Source organism: Paenisporosarcina antarctica (genome assembly GCF_004367585.1).
Lineage (GTDB): Bacteria > Bacillota > Bacilli > Bacillales_A > Planococcaceae > Paenisporosarcina > Paenisporosarcina antarctica.
In genome coordinates, this window is record NZ_CP038015.1 from 2,930,852 (window position 1) to 2,948,260 (window position 17,409).

Consider the following 17,409-nt stretch of genomic DNA (forward strand, 5'->3'; position numbering starts at 1 on the left):
ACTCTTCATTCGCCTTAAGAAATAGAGTATCGGGAATATAAGAAACGCTAATTCCTCCAGAGATGGACGTATACAATGCTAATAATCCTACAAGTGGTCCACTCCATTTTATTTGATATTTACTACACCTCTATTTGGTGCCAATATTCTATTCAACTTAAGCTATCCTACATTTGCATTGTTAATGTCCAGTTTTTATTTACTTGCTCTTATTTCAGTTAGTTTCAAAAAGGCAAACTACAAAAAGGGACCAACTTGAGTAACTGGTTTGATATTGGAAGTACAAAATAGCTTTAACAAACCAATCTACCTATGGATTTTATACTATAATTACCAATAAAAATCATTGTTATATGATTAAAATGTTTTTTGTTAGGATGTTATTTCCAAATGACTAAAATGGTATCAACTCTATTAGTTTTGTCGCATCTGATAACGTGTAGTCTGTTCTATCTTTCAGTTTCTTTAATGTCAATTGAATTTCAAGCTACTGTATTAACACTTCCATTATCGAATTGGTCTCTTGTAGTATTAATGATTAAAGTAATGATACCCATCACATTTGAGATCGTGTCACATAGGGCCACTTTCAGTCATATATCTTACAATTCTAATTTTTTATTCCTTCCCTTGATTTACACTCTCAACATATTTCATAAACTTCTCAAGGTTGGTTAATTCACCGTGTGTATCACACAATATCATCATCAGAAGGATTAAAATTACAGCGCAATATAAGTAGCAGAATTAACATAAACCAAACTGCTTTCTTCGTCTATTGTCCCCTTGACCCTTTCAGTTTGTTATCAGTTCACCTATCAATTTATCCTCAATGAGACATCCTTTTTCAAAACTTTTATTGCCAATTCTTTATTGACTCGTCATACTAAGTTTTAATTATATGAAAAGAGTGAGGACTTTTGAAGAATCGATCTTTACAATCTAAAATATTTGTTTATGGTGCATTATTTGTCACTGCCATCTCCCTTCTTATTGGGTCTTCATTTTATTTCACTATGTCAAACAGTATAGAACAGCAAACTGGCAATCTAGCGCTTAGCATTGCTGTCACAACGGCAGAACGACCAGATGTTGTAGCTGGGTTTGAGAGTGAAGAGCCATCTACAGTTTTGCAACCAATTGCCGAAAAAGTTCGTATACTTTCCGGCGCTGAATATGTGGTAATCGGAAATACGCAAGGTATACGTTATGCCCATCCCATAATCGAACGTATTGGTCAAAAAATGGTTGGGGATGATAATGAACGCGCGTTAATTAATGGAGAATCCTATATCACCGAAGCTACGGGAACATTAGGACCGGCCTTGAGAGGGAAATCACCTATTAAAAATAATAAAGGAGAAATTATTGGTGTAATTTCGGTCGGTTTCTTGAAAGAGGATATTTCAAATACTTTTTTCGAGTATGTTGATACAATTCTAACCATTGTTCTAATAGCCATCTTATTTGGTGTGATTGGTTCTACAATATTAGCACGGAGTATTAAAAAAGTTTTATTTAACCTAGAACCTTCTGAAATCGCACATTTATATAATGAACGAAACACCCTCTTTGAATCCGTACGTGAAGGGATCATCATGGTTGATAAAAACTCTCGTATCTCGATGGTAAATCCATCTGCATATGAAATGTTAAGTATTCAAGGCGACACAATTCTTGTCGGACTCCCTATTGAAGATGTATTGCCAAATACACTCCTCCCTCACGTGCTATTAACAGGTGAGAAGCAATTTGACCGTCCCATGGTAGTGAGAGGAAAAAAAGTGATTGTCAATCGAATGCCAATAATAGTTGGAAAAGAGATCCTTGGGGCCGTTTCAAGTTTTCGTTTGCAATCAGACTTCCATCAACTAACAACTGAACTTTCACAAGTGAAGCTGTATACGGAAGCATTACGAGCACAAACGCATGAATACCAAAACTTCCTTTACAGTATTAGCGGACTTATCCAATTGAATTCTTTAGATGAAGCACTCAATCTCATTCATGATGAGACACAAGAGAATCAATCTCTAATTCAATTTGTCACTAAAAGATTACAAGACGCATACCTAGGTGGGCTTGTCATTGGGTTATTCAATCGTGCCCGCGAATTAAAAATTCGTTTTATTCTAGATGAAGACAGTAACATGACAAAATTGCCTAAACATCTAGAAAAAAGTTTATTTATCTCTATCATTGGAAATTTAGTGACGAATGCTTTTGAAGCCGTTGAGCATTTAAAGGAATCAGATAGGATTGTGCGATTGCTTATTACTGATATTGGACAAGAGATATTACTTGAAATTGAAGATTCAGGTGAAGGACTTAGTTCTCATATACTAGAGCATATTTTCAAGTCACGTGTATCTACAAAAGAGGGACAAGATCGTGGCTATGGTTTGGTTAAAGTTTTCGATAATATCGTCGATTTAGGCGGAGCTATTTCTATTGAAAAAGGTGATTTAGCTGGGGCATTATTTATCATCTCAATTCCAAAAGGAGGGTTTATATATGACCAAAATCATTGAGGTATTAATTGTAGAAGATGATATCAGAATTGCTGAAATACACCGACGCTTTATTAACAAAATTGAAGGGTTTATTGTAGTAGGATCTGCTAATACCGGCGCAGAAGCAAAAGATTGGATTTCGGCATTAAAACCAGATCTTATCTTACTCGACGTCTACTTGCCTGACATGATGGGAACGGAGCTAATGATCTTTATTCAAGAAGAAAGTCCGGATTCAGACATTATATACATCACTGCAGCCTCAGAAGTAAACATTGTAAAACAAGCGTTTAGAGGAGGTGTCGTGGATTATATTTTAAAACCTTTGACGTTTGATCGTTTTCAAGATAGTTTACGTTCGTATAAAGAAATCAGAACAACTCTTTCAAAACCAGGAAATTTAGAAGAGGAATCCATTCACCTTTTATGGAATCACCAAAAATCGATAAGCTCTCCGGATAGTTTTTACATGCCAAAAGGAATTGACCCGATTACTATGGAAAAAGTCATCATTCAATTAAGACAGCAAACAAATGGTATCACGGCTGAAAAACTTGGAATTGGAAGTGGCGTCAGTAGATCTACAGCAAGAAGATACTTAGAGTTTCTTGTATCAGAAAGTCAGGCAAGAGCTGAGCTCATCTATGGAACTATAGGTCGACCAGAACGTAGGTACTTCCCCAAAAACTCGTGAATTTTATGAACAATATGACACCAAAGAACTTTATTCCCCTTATGACCGAAAACATTGAATTCACTAAGAGTTCTGATAAGTTTAAGACAGCGGTTTTGAAACCGCTGTCTTTTTCAATTATTAGGGGGAATATTTATGTGGAAGAAGTTATCAATAGCAGTATTAGCCGGTACATTAGCTTTAAGTTTAACAGCTTGTTCATCACAAGAAAGTGAAAACGCTTCATCAAGTTATCCAGAAAAAGGAATAACTATTGTAGCACCTTCTGGAGCAGGTGGAGGATGGGATTTAACAGCTCGAGCAATTGCTAAAACGATGAATGCTACAAAAATAATAGAAGAACCAATTTTGGTTGAAAATAAACCTGGTGGTGGCGGTATTGTCTATCTTGCTGACTTTGCAACTAAAGAAGCTGCAAATGATTATGTGTTGATGGTTAACTCACCTCCTATTTTAATTAACAATGATAAAGCCGAAGGTAATAGTCCTTTTGGCTACAAAGATACAAAGCCTCTTGCACAACTTACTCGTGACTATGGTGCAATTGTTGTGCATGCAGATTCGGAATTTCAAACTTTAAAAGATCTGTTAGAAGCAATCAAAGCAGACCCTACTAAAATAACTTTAGCAGGTGGCTCAGCTCCAGGTTCTATGGACCATTTAGTAGGAATTTTACCTGCATATGAATATGGCATTGATCCAAAATCAATTAAGTATGTTTCGTATGATGGTGGTGGTGAAGCAGTTGCTGCACTACTTGGTAATAATGCTGACGTCATTGCAACCGACGCTTCTACTATTTCAGAATATGTGAAATCAGGTGATGTACGAGTTTTAGCAGTGAGTTCATCAGAGCGCTTAGATGGAGTATTAAGTGATGTACCTACTTTCAAAGACGAAGGTATTGATGCAGAATTCACAATTTGGCGCGGGTTATTTGGACCTAAAGATATGTCCGAAGATGCTGTTAAGTTCTGGTCAGAAAAACTAGACGAATTAGTGGACACAGATGAATGGAAAGAAGAACTTGAAAGAAATGGTTGGCAGAGTGAGTACCGAAATGCTGATGATTTTACTACTTATTTAGAAGATCAAGACACAGTCATAGTTGAATTATTAACAGCTTTAGGTATGCAAAAATAATATGAATTTACTATAGTAATGGTTTTCTGATTTATAAAATTTTGGCGGCAGCACAAGTGGTCGCCTTTTTCTTTAGGGGGTATGAAGAATAATGAGTAAAACGTTCGATCGGTTTGCTAGTATCACCTTTTTGCTGGTTGGTCTTTTATTTGTCATCGAAAGCCGTTCGATTTCACAAAGTGCCTACGGATCTACAGTTGGACCTAGTATCTTCCCAACTGCACTCGGAATCATACTTATTTTATTAAGTATTCGATTACTTTTTGAAACCACAAAATATAAGGACCAAGAAGGAACAAAAGAGCCTGTGCAATATGTAAAATTCCTAATTATCTTCGTAAGTGCGGCTATATACGCAGCCGTTTTAGAACCAGTTGGTTATGTCATTTCGACGTTTATTTTTCTACTAATTGCATTTCAAACTATGGAACGTGGGAAATGGATTAGTACTATCATTATTGCCGGAGCGTTTTCATTCGGTATATATTACTTCTTTTCGGAATTTCTTGGCGGTTCTTTGCCTGGATTCCCAGAATTTTAAGGTGAAAGGAGTTATGAAATGGGTACTTTAGATTTTCTATTAAATGGATTTGCCGTTGCCTTCCAATGGCAAAATATCTTGTTTGCTTTTGTAGGCGTTGTCATCGGGACAGCGGTGGGTGTTTTACCTGGAATTGGTCCGATGAGTGGTGTTGCCTTGCTTATTCCTATCACTTCCACTTTAACATCAGGCATGCCAGTTGAAGCGGCGGCAGCTAGTTCAATTATCTTACTGGCAGGTGTTTATTATGGTGCTATGTACGGAGGATCTACAACCTCAATTTTATTAAATACACCTGGGGAATCTTCATCTGTTGTGACCACTTTAGATGGCTATCAAATGGCAAGACAAGGTAGGGCAGGCGCTGCCTTATCTATTGCAGCAATTGGATCATTTTTTGCAGGGATTGTTTCCTTAATTGGATTAGTATTATTAGCAGAACCATTGTCTAGGGTTGCCCTAAAATTTGGACCTGCTGAATACTTTTCGCTCATGCTCCTTGGTCTTTGTGCAGTGAGTGGTTTAGCTGGAAAATCCATGACAAAAGCTTTAATTATGACATTCTCCGGATTACTTTTAGCGACAATTGGAATTGATGGGGTTTCAGGGATTGCTCGTTTTACATATGATCTCCCAATTCTTTATTCAGGACTTGAGTTTCTAACAATCGCAGTTGGGTTATTCGCTCTTGGTGAAGTATTTAAAACCATCCTCGAACGTGATAAAGAATCAGGTGCAATCGCTAAGATCGATCGTATCATACCAACAAAACAAGATTTAAAAGATAGTGCGGTACCAATTGTTCGAGGATCTCTATTAGGATTCTTCATTGGCGTTTTGCCTGGTGCCGGTGCAACTCTTGCATCGTTTTTCTCTTATATTGCAGAGAAAAAATTTAGCAAGCATCCAGAAAAATTCGGTAAAGGTGCAATTGAAGGAGTAGCTGGGCCAGAATCTGCTAATAATGCTGCTTCTGGTGGAGCCTTGATTCCACTGCTAACTCTCGGAATTCCCGGATCTGGTACAACTGCGATATTAATGGGTGCACTTATCATGTATAACGTTCAACCAGGCCCCTTATTATTCAATGATCACCCAGAAGTTGCGTGGGGACTCATTGCAAGTATGTTTATTGGAAACTTAATGTTGCTGGTACTCAATATGCCACTTGTTAAAGTATTTGCTAAGATTATACAAACACCTAAAAAGTATTTATTGCCTATCATTGTTGCGATATCCTTTTTCGGTGTGTATGCAGTCCAATACACAACGTTTGATTTATATTTATTGTTAGCATGTGGGTTCTTAGGTTATTTACTAGCTAAGAACGACTATCCGCTTGCTCCCCTTGTATTGGCACTAGTGTTAGGGCCAATGATTGAGAATAATATGCGCCGTGCATTAACAATTTCTAATGGCGATTTCTCAATTTTTCTAACAAGACCTTTATCATTAACTTTTATTATCATCGCATTGGCTTGGTTACTAATTCCACTCTTAATGAAATTTAAAGGCCGGACAATTGTTGTCAATGAAGAGGATTAAATTGGGATATAAGGTTAATTTGCTAGGACAGTATCCCCCCTGCAAAAGTATAAAGAAACTATAAACAGAGAGCGAAGTGACCTCACTTCGCTCTCTGTTTATTCTTATTTCTTACCAATCATGAGATATTTCTCGTCATCTAAAGGTCCTATTAAAGTATTTTCCAAGATGAAGAGACTTGTGTTTTTTTAAACGATTAATGGTATTTTCAACTTTAAATTCAAGTGATTCATCTGACATTTCAAGTTTCGCTCACTCAGCATCATTTCATGGATACTGTTACAATTTCAGGAAAATTTAATAAACAAATAGAATCTAGTTTTGACTGTTCCTGTTCATGAATACTTCTTGTAAAGTGCTACTCTCTAAGAAGGATGACGTGTACCTTTCCAGGACCATGTACACCTAGAGCTAAGTCCATTTCAATATCGGCTGTACGACTAGGTCCTGTAATGAAATTTATACATGAGGGAAGACCATTAGGTACTTTAGAATGTATAAGTTCCATCGCTTGGGTAAGGCGAGGTACAATTCGACTTTCCGGCATTATACATAAGTAAAATGGCGGTAGCAAACTTACCATACGTCCCCTTCCTCCTCCGTTCATTAGGACCACGGTGCCTGTTTCAGCTAAACCGAGATCGGCACAAGTGATTCCTAAATCAACCTTTGCAGAGAGTTGCTTTCTATCTTCTTCATTCAAAGAATTATCCCAAATTGAATTCTCAACACTATTTTTAGATAATAATGATGTAAGACCTAATTCATGTAAAAAAGGATCATCCCAAGAAATGGCTGATTTAACTTCAAAATCCTTTAACACTCTCGATAAAGTAATATCTAACTCTTGTCGTGTAATACGGTCTACATTGGTATTTAGAAGTTGCAGATTATCTATGAATTGTTCAATTAATTCTTCATTTGTTTTTCCTTCATATAAATGCAAATAGGGCTTGTTATTCCAAATTGGCGGTTTAACACCCGTTCTTCTTTCACGACCTAATCTTGTCGCAATATTCGATAGAAATTCCTCTTGATTTGATTGATTTACAGTCAATTTCCTCACTCCTTTCTTTCCTTTTCCCACCATTCACGAAACGATTGCTTCGCCGGTCGAGGAAGATCTCGAATATCCGTCCATCCGCCCAACATACCAGGTCCTTTGGTAATATAACCGTCTTTTGCGAGCACCCCAAGTCCTGTATTGGCTAACTTTACAGTCTTATCATAAAGAGCAGGATGACTATTCACATAACCAAATCCTTTAAAAGCCATTTTTTCCGACAGCGGAGCATAGCCTTGTTCCACTTCGTCTTTCCGATGTTCAATCAGTAAGTCGTGTAATGGGATTTTCACTGGGCACACCTCTGTACAAGCGCCACATAAGCTAGAAGCATGAGGTAGTTCCTTCCAATCGTCATAACCTTCGAGTAACGGCATTAATACAGCACCAATTGGTCCACTATAGACACCGCCGTAAGCGTGTCCTCCAACATGTCTGTAAACAGGACAAACATTTAAACAGGCTCCACATCGAATGCAATTTAATGCTTCCTGATAAGCTGTTCCCAAAAGTTGTGAACGACCATTATCTAAAATAACAAGATGAAATTCTTCAGGACCATCTAAATCCTCACTCTGCCGTGGTGAATTAATTCCGGTTACGTACACACTGATTTTTTGACCTGTTGCACTCCTTGTGAGCATGGAAACCATGATATCTAATTCATTCCAAGTGGGAACAATTCTTTCTAAACCCATGACTGCAATATGAACTTTCGGAAGGCTTGTTGTGAGTCGAGCATTTCCTTCATTACTCACGAGTACGACAGAACCAGATTCCGCAACAGCAAAATTACAACCTGATATCCCGATATCTGCCTGTAAAAACTCTTCGCGAAGTGTTTCTCTAGCAAAGAGACACAAATCTGTTGTTTCATCTGAAATCTTTCGACCTGCCACTTCAGAGAAGAGCTCTGACACTTGTTGTCTCGTCTTATGGATTGCTGGGGCAATCAAATGTGATGGCGTTTCATCCGCTAATTGAATGATATACTCCCCTAAATCAGATTCAACTACTTTCAAACCTTCCGCTTCAAGATGTTTGTTTAAGTGAATTTCTTCAGTCACCATCGATTTAGATTTGATGATTGTTTTCGCTTCTTTATCCTTGGCAATTTTTTTGATGATTTCAACTGCATCGCTATCCTTCTCTGCGAAGTGTACAAATCCTCCATTTTTTCGAACGTTTGTGACTAACTCCTCAAGATAACTATCTAAGTTATCGATTGTATGTTTTCGAATATCAGCAGCCAGTTCTCGCCATTCTTCAATATTTCCTATCTGATCGGCCGCTGTATTCCTACCATTACGCAATTTATCTTGAGCAAAGGGAATCGCTTTCTTTAAAATTGGATCCGCTAATGCTTTGTCAACTCTGTGGTTAAAATCAATGGTATTTAAAGTCATCTTTAAATCCTACCCCCTCTTTCTAACACCTCTGCGACATGCATAATTTCAATTTCTTTACCTGTTCTTCTCATTCTTCCACCAATGTTCATGAGACAGCCTAAATCAGAGCCAATCAATACGCTTGCTCCTGTAGAAGTAATGTTTTTAATTTTCTCATCAACCATTCTCTCAGAAATGTCGCTCATTTTGGCAGCAAAAGTACCTCCAAATCCACAACAGTCCTTACAATAAGGTAATTCCTTTATCGTAAGACCATCTACCTGACTTAACAGTGCGATTGGTTCCTCTTCTATTTCTAAACCCCTAATCATATGACATGAATGATGATATGTTGCAGTGGATTCAAGTTTGGCATCGAGATCCTCGACTTTCAGAACATTCACTAAAAAATCTGAAAATTCATGAGTTTTATCTGCAAGATTTTGTGCCTTATCACGCCATACAGGATCACTTTCAAATAACACCGGATAGTAATGATGAATCATAGCCGCACAGGAGCCAGAAGGTGTTACAACTGTCTCACTATTTTCAAAAGCACGAATTACTTGCTTCGCAGCTTTCATTGCGTCCTTATGGAAACCACTGTTATAAGCAGGTTGACCGCAGCAAGTTTGTTCTTTAGGAAATTCGACTTCCACTCCAAGTTTCTGCAACACATTGACCACACTCATCCCTACTTTAGGGTAAAATGCATCTGCTAAACACGTAATAAAAAGAGCCACTTTCATCGTCATTCTCCTTTGTCTATTAAGATTATAAGATGGAATCTTGTTCTCTGTTAACAGTTAACAGAGAGTCATCAAAAAAAAGAGCCTCGTGTTACCTAGCATTCATTTTAAGAATAGCTTCTAAACTATTTTTAATATGTGACCGCATTTCCAGTTCCGCTTTTTGTTCATTTCTTTCAAGTAAAGCTTGGTAAATTTGTTCATGTTGCCCGATAATATCATGAATATTAGGATAGTAATTACGGATCATCGTGTTTCTTATATAGATTACCTTGGTCTTTATTACGCTCATCAATTGAATTAACTGTTGGTTTTCAGACCCCTCAATTATTACATCATGAAATGCTTGATCTAACTTACCCAGTTCTGTAAATGATTTCTGTTGATCAGCTTCTTTTGTTTTCTCAATGATTAGCACTAATTCATCTAGTTGTTTCGTAGACATTTTTTTGACAGCTAGTTGAGTTGCTAATACCTCGAGACTCTCACGACATTGAAAAACTTCTTCCAGGTCTTTTCGTGTAGGTTGATAAACTTGGATAGGACCTCCATTTTGAACAATTAGTCCATCTTGCATGAGCATACGAAATGCTTCACGAATCGGTCCTCTACTAACTCCTAATCTCTCAGCTAACTTCACTTCTACTAAGCGTTCCCCTGGGTGAAATTCTCCTTCCAATAGCAAAGACTTAATAATGGTATAAGCCTGCATATGAAGAGGCTCAGTTTTGATAACTTGTTCGATTTTACACACCACCTTGCAAAATAATTGTTTTTAATGACCTACTATTTATAATTCATTTACCAAGTATTACTGTCTTTATTAAATTACTAGTTCGTTAAAAGTTACACTATTCATAATAAATAGTCAATACAACTTATTAACTATCTGGTTTTTTCTGTTGGTGAAAGTGCGTTATGATTTGCACTATGTAATGAGAAAGGACTGCAATGGCAGCCCTGATTTTCAAAAGCTATTATTCAACTTGCCCTTTTTCAAAGTTCAAATCCCATGTATAGCCAAACTTATCTAGTACTTTAGCGTATTTAGCTCCCCAGAAGGTATCTTGTAATTCCATGATAGCCTTACCGTCTTCTAGTAACGCATTATACAAACGATTCACTTCTTCTTCGCTTTCACATTCAACCATCAATGCTACATTTGTTGTACCCGATTCGCCGGGAGTTGCTGAATCAGCAAGCATGATACTGAAGTTTCCATTAGTTAAATGACAATGCATAATGAAATCAGCAGCTTCAGGCGGATGTGGAAAATCTCCGTCACTATACTTCATAATTCCCGTGTTCTCCAACTCAAAAATTGTTTCATAAAATATCGCAGCATCTTTTCCATTCCCGTAAAACGATAAATATGGTATGACTGGTTTCATTCGATTCCATCCCCTTTACTTGTTATGTTCTTTCCTTATTAGGATTCGTCACTTATCTAAAAATGCCTTTTATTTTGAAGGAGATTTATATTTATTCAGAGCCACAATTGTCCCTCACATTGTAGCTAGCATTTGGGATGGAACACTCTTTGTTTCGTTAAAGTAAGAAAACCCCAACCAAAGTGAGTTCCAAAGCTATGAAAATTTTGTGAGGTTTCCGGTTCGCTTTAATGCACACATGCTGCATCATAACCAAAAGAAAAATAAGAATTGTGATGTGAAGTTGTCACATCACAATTCTTATTTTAGACAACCTTGCGGCGAGTGTGAGTCCTTCCCTCGCCTACAAACTAAACGTGCAGAGTTGTTTGGGTTTTGATTTACTTTTGACTGAGCACTTACTGCGTGTTGCAAGTTTAAAGATTCTTTCTTCGTAACTTGAAAGAAGGTTTCGTACACTATACAGTTTGCAAAATTTAGCTTTATCTAACACGGACGATTTCAACTCAACTTGCCCTTATGAACAAACATTATCCCCAACTATAACTCTTGTTACAAATCATCAAACCCATTGTCTTGCACATTAACTTTTACGTATTGACGCGACTTTTGTTCGAAGAAATCTGTTTTACCTAGATCTACTTCTTCATATGCTTTAATCCATTTTAAAGGATTTTTGCGATAGCCTGGGAATGGACGTTCATAGCCAAGTTGAGCGCAGCGAACATTAGCGTAGAAGTAGATGTATTCTTCTACGTCCTCAACATCTAGGCCATCGATCTTGTCGCCAATGACTTCACGTGCCCATTCGATTTCGTGTGCAGCTGCTTCTTTGAAGATCTTTTCAACTTCAAACGCTCGTTCCGGAGTATCGTATTCAGGGTACTCCCGTAATAATTCTTGATATATTTTCACAAATAAATCAACGTGAATTTGTTCATCTCGATTAATATAGTTTATCATCGTGCTCGTACCGACCATCTTTTGTTGACGTGCCAGATTGTAGAAAAAAGCAAATCCAGAATAGAAAAATAGTCCTTCCAAGATGACATCATAAACAATCGCTGTTAATAACGAATCCACATTCGGCTTATCGGAAAAAGCTTCATATCCTTTCATGACAAAATCGTTTCGTTTCTCCAGTACCGCTTCAGTTCGCCAGTAATCAAACACACGGTCTTGCTCTTGTTTTGACACTAAACTTGAAAGTACATAGGAATACGAATGATTATGAATAACTTCTTGTTGTGCCAAAATAATCATTAGTGCATTCAAACTAGAATCAGTTAAATAGTCAGCCACTTTTCCTGCAAAGTCAGTTTGAATACTATCGAGTAAAGCAAGTATGCCAATAATTTTCAAGAACGCTTCTCGTTCCGCATTATTTAAAGATCCGAACTGTTTTACATCTGACCCCATATTTATTTCAAATGGGGTCCAAAAGTTTCCAAGCATTCGTTTATATTTTGGATATGCCCAACTAAACCGAACATCATCCCAATTTAAAATATTTGAGGAGGAGCCATTTACAATTCCAGTTGAACGATTCGGTGCATTTTTATCCATGAGCTTTCGCTTTTCAATTGTCGTCATACACATTTCCTCCTTAGCTTGAACAGGATTCACATTCTATCAATTCAATCGATGTTGAGCGAACATAGTAGGTTGTTTTCAAGCCACTTGCCCATGCATCTAAATGTAAATCAAGCAATTCTTTTGCTTTGATTGTGTTTTGAACATATAAATTCAATGATATCCCTTGGTCGATATGACGTTGACGAGCAGCATTTTGTTTTAACGTCCAGTGTTGATCGATGAAATAAGCTGATTTGTAATACCAAGTAGTATCTTGATTTAAATCTGGCACAGTTACTGGGATTTTATAGTCTTTCTTCTCTTCTGAATAACTCTTTTGGAAAATGGGATCAATACTTGCCGTGCTTCCTGCTAAAATCGATGTGGAAGAGTTTGGTGCAACAGCCATTAAATAACCATTTCTCATACCGTTCATGGATACATCGAAGCGTAGTTCACACCATTTTTTTGACAAGTATCCCCGAGATGCAAAGTATTCACCATTATGGAAATCTGATCCTTTAAATAATGGATACGGTCCTTTTTCCCTTGATAAATTCATCGATGCTTTAATAGTTAAATAGGCAATTTCTTCATACAATTCATCTGCAAACTCAACGGCTTCATCAGATTCCCAGCGTATTGCCTTTAATGCTAATAAGTGATGCCAACCAAATGTACCAAGACCAATTCCACGGTATCTCGCGTTTGTTCGCTCAGCTTGAGGCACTGGAATCATATTCAAATCAATGACATTGTCGAGCATGCGAACCTGAACTTCTATCAGTCGGTTTAATACGCCAGCTGGAACTGCTTTTCCTAAGTTGATTGAAGACAAATTACACACGACAAAATCGCCAGGCTTACGACGGGTCACTATGATATCGTCTTCTATCGTTATAGATTCAAATGTCGTCGCACTCATGTTTTGGAAAATTTCTGTACATAAGTTACTGCTATAAATCATGCCTTCATGCTTATTCGTATTCTTGCGATTCACTTCATCACGATAAAACATATACGGCACACCAGTTTCGAGTTGGCTTCTCATAATGCGTTTCATGATATCAATTGCAGGAACTACTTCTCTCGTTAATCGCTCGTCTGCTACACATGCTTGATAGTTATCACGGAAAGAGCCTTTGCCTTTCATTTCATCATAGGAATCTTCAAGAGAATATCCCATAACAGTACGCACTTCATGAGGATCAAATAATGTCCATTCTTCCCTCGCTTGAACTTTCTCCATAAAAATATCTGGTAGGCTAACACCTGTGAAAATATCGTGAGCGCGCATTCGCTCATCGCCGTTATTTAACTTCAAATCCAAGAATGGCATGATGTCCTTATGCCACACGTCTAAGTAAACTGCAATTGCACCTTGTCTTTGTCCAAGTTGATCTACGCTAACTGCTGTATTGTTCAATTGTTTAATCCACGGCATGACACCGCTTGATGCGCCTTTAAATCCTCGAATCGATGAACCACGGCTACGTACTTTCCCCATATAAATGCCAATACCACCACCATATTTTGATAATGTAGCAACGTCTGTATTGGAATCATATATACCTTGCAAACTATCGTCGACCGTATCAATAAAGCAGCTTGATAACTGACCATGAGGCTTTCCTGCATTGGACAGAGTTGGCGTTGCAACCGTCATATATAAGTTGCTCATCGCCCAGTAAGATTCTTTAACTTTTTCTAAGCGATTTATAGATTCATTTTGCATTAATGTCATAGCAATAATAAGCCAGCGCTCTTGAGGAAGCTCGGCTGGAGTTTTATCGTAATCTTTTGCTACGTAGCGGTCCATTAACGTTTTTAGTCCGATATAGGTAAATAGTGTATCCCGCTCCGGTTCAATAATTTCACTTAACGCAATGATTTCTTTTTTCGTATAAGCCTGAAGAAGACGAACGTCATATAACCCCTTGTCAGACAAGCGGCTGAGATGTTTGTAAAAATCGTTGTATACTTCATCGTTTGTACAGTTTCGAGTAACAGCGAGTTCGTTGTAAACTTGCGTTAAATAAATACGTGCTGCAACAAATGTCCAGTAAGGTTCTTCTTCGTCCAAATGACTTAGTGCATCTAAAACCATTGCTTGTGCTACTTGCGAGTCAGTAGCTTGAGGATTTTTCTTCAACCACTTGTCATAGGCACGTACTAATGGTGCTAACTGAACTTCTTTAAATATTGTCAATAATTCATCAATCAAATTCTCTTTTTTTGTTAATACCTTTTGCACTATGTATTAGCCCCTTTCAAATCCCAAAATTTAGTCATACAAAAAAGCGACAGCACAGCCTATTCGGCTGAGCAATCGCTCATAATTGATAGAATGGAAAGGAGTTAAAATGGTTAACGAGGAAATGGAATATCGCTCGCTACTGATAGCTCGCTTCCACTCCTCAACCCCCGAAGAAAGTGTTGCTTATTCGAAAAAATGGCAGGTCTCCTGGCTCGTGTATCATCCTTCTATACGCCTTCCCGTGCAAATACACAGTGGTCATTGTATAGTCGTTCACACTTACAGTTGCGGGGACAGCTTCGGCATTTACCGAATTCCCTATTATACCATCGCTGGTACCATTTTCTCGTTTACATACTATATATGGTGTTTTGTATAAATATTAATCTAACATATTGTGTTTTATGATTCAATAGACGAATTGTCAGTGAAATTCACTTAGCCCCTATTAACGCTTGTTAATTCGCTTAAAAAATATTTTTTATCATCTTCTTTTTCTATGTTTTCCGCTGCTGTTTGACCTCGTTCAAACCACTTGCTCATTGACTCAAAGTTTCCTCGGCACTTCTCTGCACGGGCAAGTGATTCATACGCAAAAGCTAAATCGAAATCTCCAAAGCCTTCCGCTTCACATAATTCAATACCGGCAACCCCATAAAAGTAGGCCGCTTCCCCTTGACTCAGGATGGCATGAACTCGTGACACTTGCCAATAACCCCTTGCCAAATTGAGTTTCTTACCAATTTGACGCCAATGATAAAGTGAAGCATATGCCTTTTCAAGCATCTGTGAATCTTCATCACTCGTGCGCTCTTTTTTCTCAATCAAATCCCATGTTTCGTTAAACAATTGGACTGCCCATTTTCGGTGAAGACCGTTCTCTTCCTTTGTCATACTTTCAACCACTCCTATTCTACATGCTCTTTGCGCGTTCTTTTCTCTAAATACATACGCTGGTCAGCCAATGTGTAAAGCTCGTCATAAGTAGTTCCTTCTAATGGATATTCGCTACACCCTATACTCAATTTTACTTCGATAAAAACATCTCTAAAAATGAACGGTTGATTTCTAAAAGCATGATGTACACTATCCATTAATTGTAGTGCATTTGTAAATCGTTTGTTATCCGAAACAGCAAAGACAAACTCGTCTCCACCAAGCCGACCAACATGTCCACTTTCAGCAACTAATTCACGCACAATTTTGGCTGTATGAATGAGTACTTCATCTCCAATAATATGACCATGAATATCATTTATCTCTTTAAAATGATCTAAATCCAATAGTCCAAAGTAAGCAATATGAGTTGGATTATCAACAATATATTTCTCGGATAATTGAACAAATGACGCGCGATTTGCTACACCTGTTAAAGTATCGTGATAAGCCAAATATTTAAGACGATCATCTGCTAATTGTTTCTCTGTCACATCTCGACAAATTAAATAGTAGGAAATCGACCTGTTTTTTATAAACCTTTTCCCATCTAGTTTAAAATAAGTACTAAGATTATCAGTTTTCATATGATACACAATGGAATGAACTGATTTTCCTTGCTCTAATTGATTTTTAATATTGACTAATTGTTCATCGTTTATGGACGCATGAAATAACGCAAAAAATTCTTTTGTGTTATCAGGAAAATGTAAGAATGCAGCTTGATTGGCCTTTTCTAATTTCCACATGTCATTAAAAATAAGAGTAGCTGATGAATTCAAATTAAACAGGGTGGCATATTGATCATTTTCATCAGATAGGAAATTATATTTCAACATGCTATAGGTGATTAACACTGCAAATAAAACACCGATATATAAATAAGGATACGGTGGTAATATGCCACGATAATCTGGCAGACCTAGTACGAGTATCACGCCAATACTTCCTAAAACAACCCAAGAGAGGAACTTTAAAAGGCGAATATCTTGTTTTGAATGAACTCGTTTTATACCGTTTTTCAACATGAAATATGAGGGCAACGATATGATGCAACTTGCAAGAACAGTCACGTAATAAGTAGGATCTAGTACGCCATAAACCCAAGGACCCTGTCTAACATAATTTTCAATAAGCAGACTAGGGTTGACCGTTAAAATGTTATAAACAACAAATGGTAACGGTAAATAAAATACCCATGGATATAGCCATTTCGACATGATATCTTCCATTTTGGCTACTTTTGCAAAAAAATGAAAACTAAACATAACAATGAATAATCCACAAATTTTTATCACATATTCGTGAATATAGGGACTATCTGCAGTGGGTAAAGCATGTCGAGTAAATTCGCCTAGGAATATAATGGCATATAAGTTGATAATGATAAAAGCAAGTTGATGCTCAGTCCTCTTTGGATTACGGAATATCACGACAAATGACATCGATAGTAAAACAGAAGAAGGCAATATATAGGCAATGAAATAATAAATAAAAGTTGATATTGTCATTTTACCCGCCTCTTTTCTCCTACCTAATTATGTATATATTATCAGTATAATTTATTAGGGAAAAATTCTCACTAGTTAATACTCAAAAAAGACGATCTCAATT

14 protein-coding genes and 1 riboswitch are annotated in these 17,409 nt (G+C 37.3%); of the genes, 5 read left to right on the forward strand and 9 right to left on the reverse strand.

The window, feature by feature from the left end; translation table 11 throughout:
• Positions 1-920: 920 nt before the first annotated feature.
• The 5 genes from E2636_RS14125 (at position 921) to E2636_RS14145 (ending at position 6,436) form a co-directional block, all read left to right on the forward strand.
• Positions 921-2,531, forward strand: a complete 1,611-nt coding sequence (locus E2636_RS14125) for an ATP-binding protein (RefSeq protein WP_134210771.1) — start codon at positions 921-923, stop codon at positions 2,529-2,531.
• Complete coding sequence (locus E2636_RS14130; protein ID WP_134210772.1) at positions 2,515-3,207, forward strand: response regulator; 693 nt, start codon at positions 2,515-2,517, stop codon at positions 3,205-3,207. Before E2636_RS14125 ends, E2636_RS14130 begins: the two co-directional genes overlap by 17 nt.
• A gap of 135 nt (positions 3,208-3,342) precedes the next feature.
• On the forward strand, positions 3,343-4,350 hold the full coding sequence (locus E2636_RS14135) for a Bug family tripartite tricarboxylate transporter substrate binding protein (RefSeq protein WP_134210773.1): 1,008 nt from the start codon (positions 3,343-3,345) through the stop codon (positions 4,348-4,350).
• Between the two features lie 91 nt (positions 4,351-4,441).
• A complete protein-coding gene (locus tag E2636_RS14140) occupies positions 4,442-4,891 on the forward strand; it encodes a tripartite tricarboxylate transporter TctB family protein (protein ID WP_134210774.1) in 450 nt (149 codons plus the stop codon).
• An 18-nt stretch (positions 4,892-4,909) separates the two neighbouring features.
• Positions 4,910-6,436 carry a tripartite tricarboxylate transporter permease gene (locus E2636_RS14145; protein WP_134210775.1) on the forward strand — a complete coding sequence of 509 codons (1,527 nt, stop codon included), beginning with the start codon at positions 4,910-4,912 and terminating at the stop codon, positions 6,434-6,436.
• A gap of 358 nt (positions 6,437-6,794) precedes the next feature.
• Here the strand turns inward: E2636_RS14145 and E2636_RS14150 are convergent, their stop codons facing one another.
• From E2636_RS14150 to E2636_RS14190, 9 genes are all read right to left on the reverse strand, one after another.
• Positions 6,795-7,493 (reverse strand): LutC/YkgG family protein, encoded by a 699-nt coding sequence (locus E2636_RS14150; RefSeq protein ID WP_134210776.1) that lies wholly within the window; start codon positions 7,491-7,493, stop codon positions 6,795-6,797.
• Between the two features lie 5 nt (positions 7,494-7,498).
• Positions 7,499-8,905 carry a LutB/LldF family L-lactate oxidation iron-sulfur protein gene (locus E2636_RS14155; protein ID WP_134210777.1) on the reverse strand — a complete coding sequence of 469 codons (1,407 nt, stop codon included), beginning with the start codon at positions 8,903-8,905 and terminating at the stop codon, positions 7,499-7,501.
• 2 nt (positions 8,906-8,907) lie between these two features.
• On the reverse strand, positions 8,908-9,636 hold the full coding sequence (locus tag E2636_RS14160; RefSeq protein ID WP_134210778.1) for a (Fe-S)-binding protein: 729 nt from the start codon (positions 9,634-9,636) through the stop codon (positions 8,908-8,910).
• A gap of 91 nt (positions 9,637-9,727) precedes the next feature.
• On the reverse strand, positions 9,728-10,390 hold the full coding sequence (locus E2636_RS14165) for a GntR family transcriptional regulator (protein ID WP_166669534.1): 663 nt from the start codon (positions 10,388-10,390) through the stop codon (positions 9,728-9,730).
• Between the two features lie 223 nt (positions 10,391-10,613).
• Complete coding sequence (locus tag E2636_RS14170; protein ID WP_134210780.1) at positions 10,614-11,027, reverse strand: VOC family protein; 414 nt, start codon at positions 11,025-11,027, stop codon at positions 10,614-10,616.
• A gap of 552 nt (positions 11,028-11,579) precedes the next feature.
• On the reverse strand, positions 11,580-12,620 hold the full coding sequence (locus tag E2636_RS14175; protein WP_134210781.1) for a ribonucleotide-diphosphate reductase subunit beta: 1,041 nt from the start codon (positions 12,618-12,620) through the stop codon (positions 11,580-11,582).
• A 13-nt stretch (positions 12,621-12,633) separates the two neighbouring features.
• Positions 12,634-14,859, reverse strand: a complete 2,226-nt coding sequence (locus E2636_RS14180; protein WP_134210782.1) for a ribonucleoside-diphosphate reductase subunit alpha — start codon at positions 14,857-14,859, stop codon at positions 12,634-12,636.
• 180 nt (positions 14,860-15,039) lie between these two features.
• Positions 15,040-15,217: riboswitch (cobalamin riboswitch) on the reverse strand.
• Between the two features lie 80 nt (positions 15,218-15,297).
• Positions 15,298-15,753, reverse strand: a complete 456-nt coding sequence (locus tag E2636_RS14185; RefSeq protein ID WP_134210783.1) for a hypothetical protein — start codon at positions 15,751-15,753, stop codon at positions 15,298-15,300.
• A gap of 14 nt (positions 15,754-15,767) precedes the next feature.
• Positions 15,768-17,306, reverse strand: coding sequence for a GGDEF domain-containing protein (locus E2636_RS14190; RefSeq protein WP_134210784.1), 1,539 nt, complete (start codon positions 17,304-17,306; stop codon positions 15,768-15,770).
• Positions 17,307-17,409: the final 103 nt, after the last annotated feature.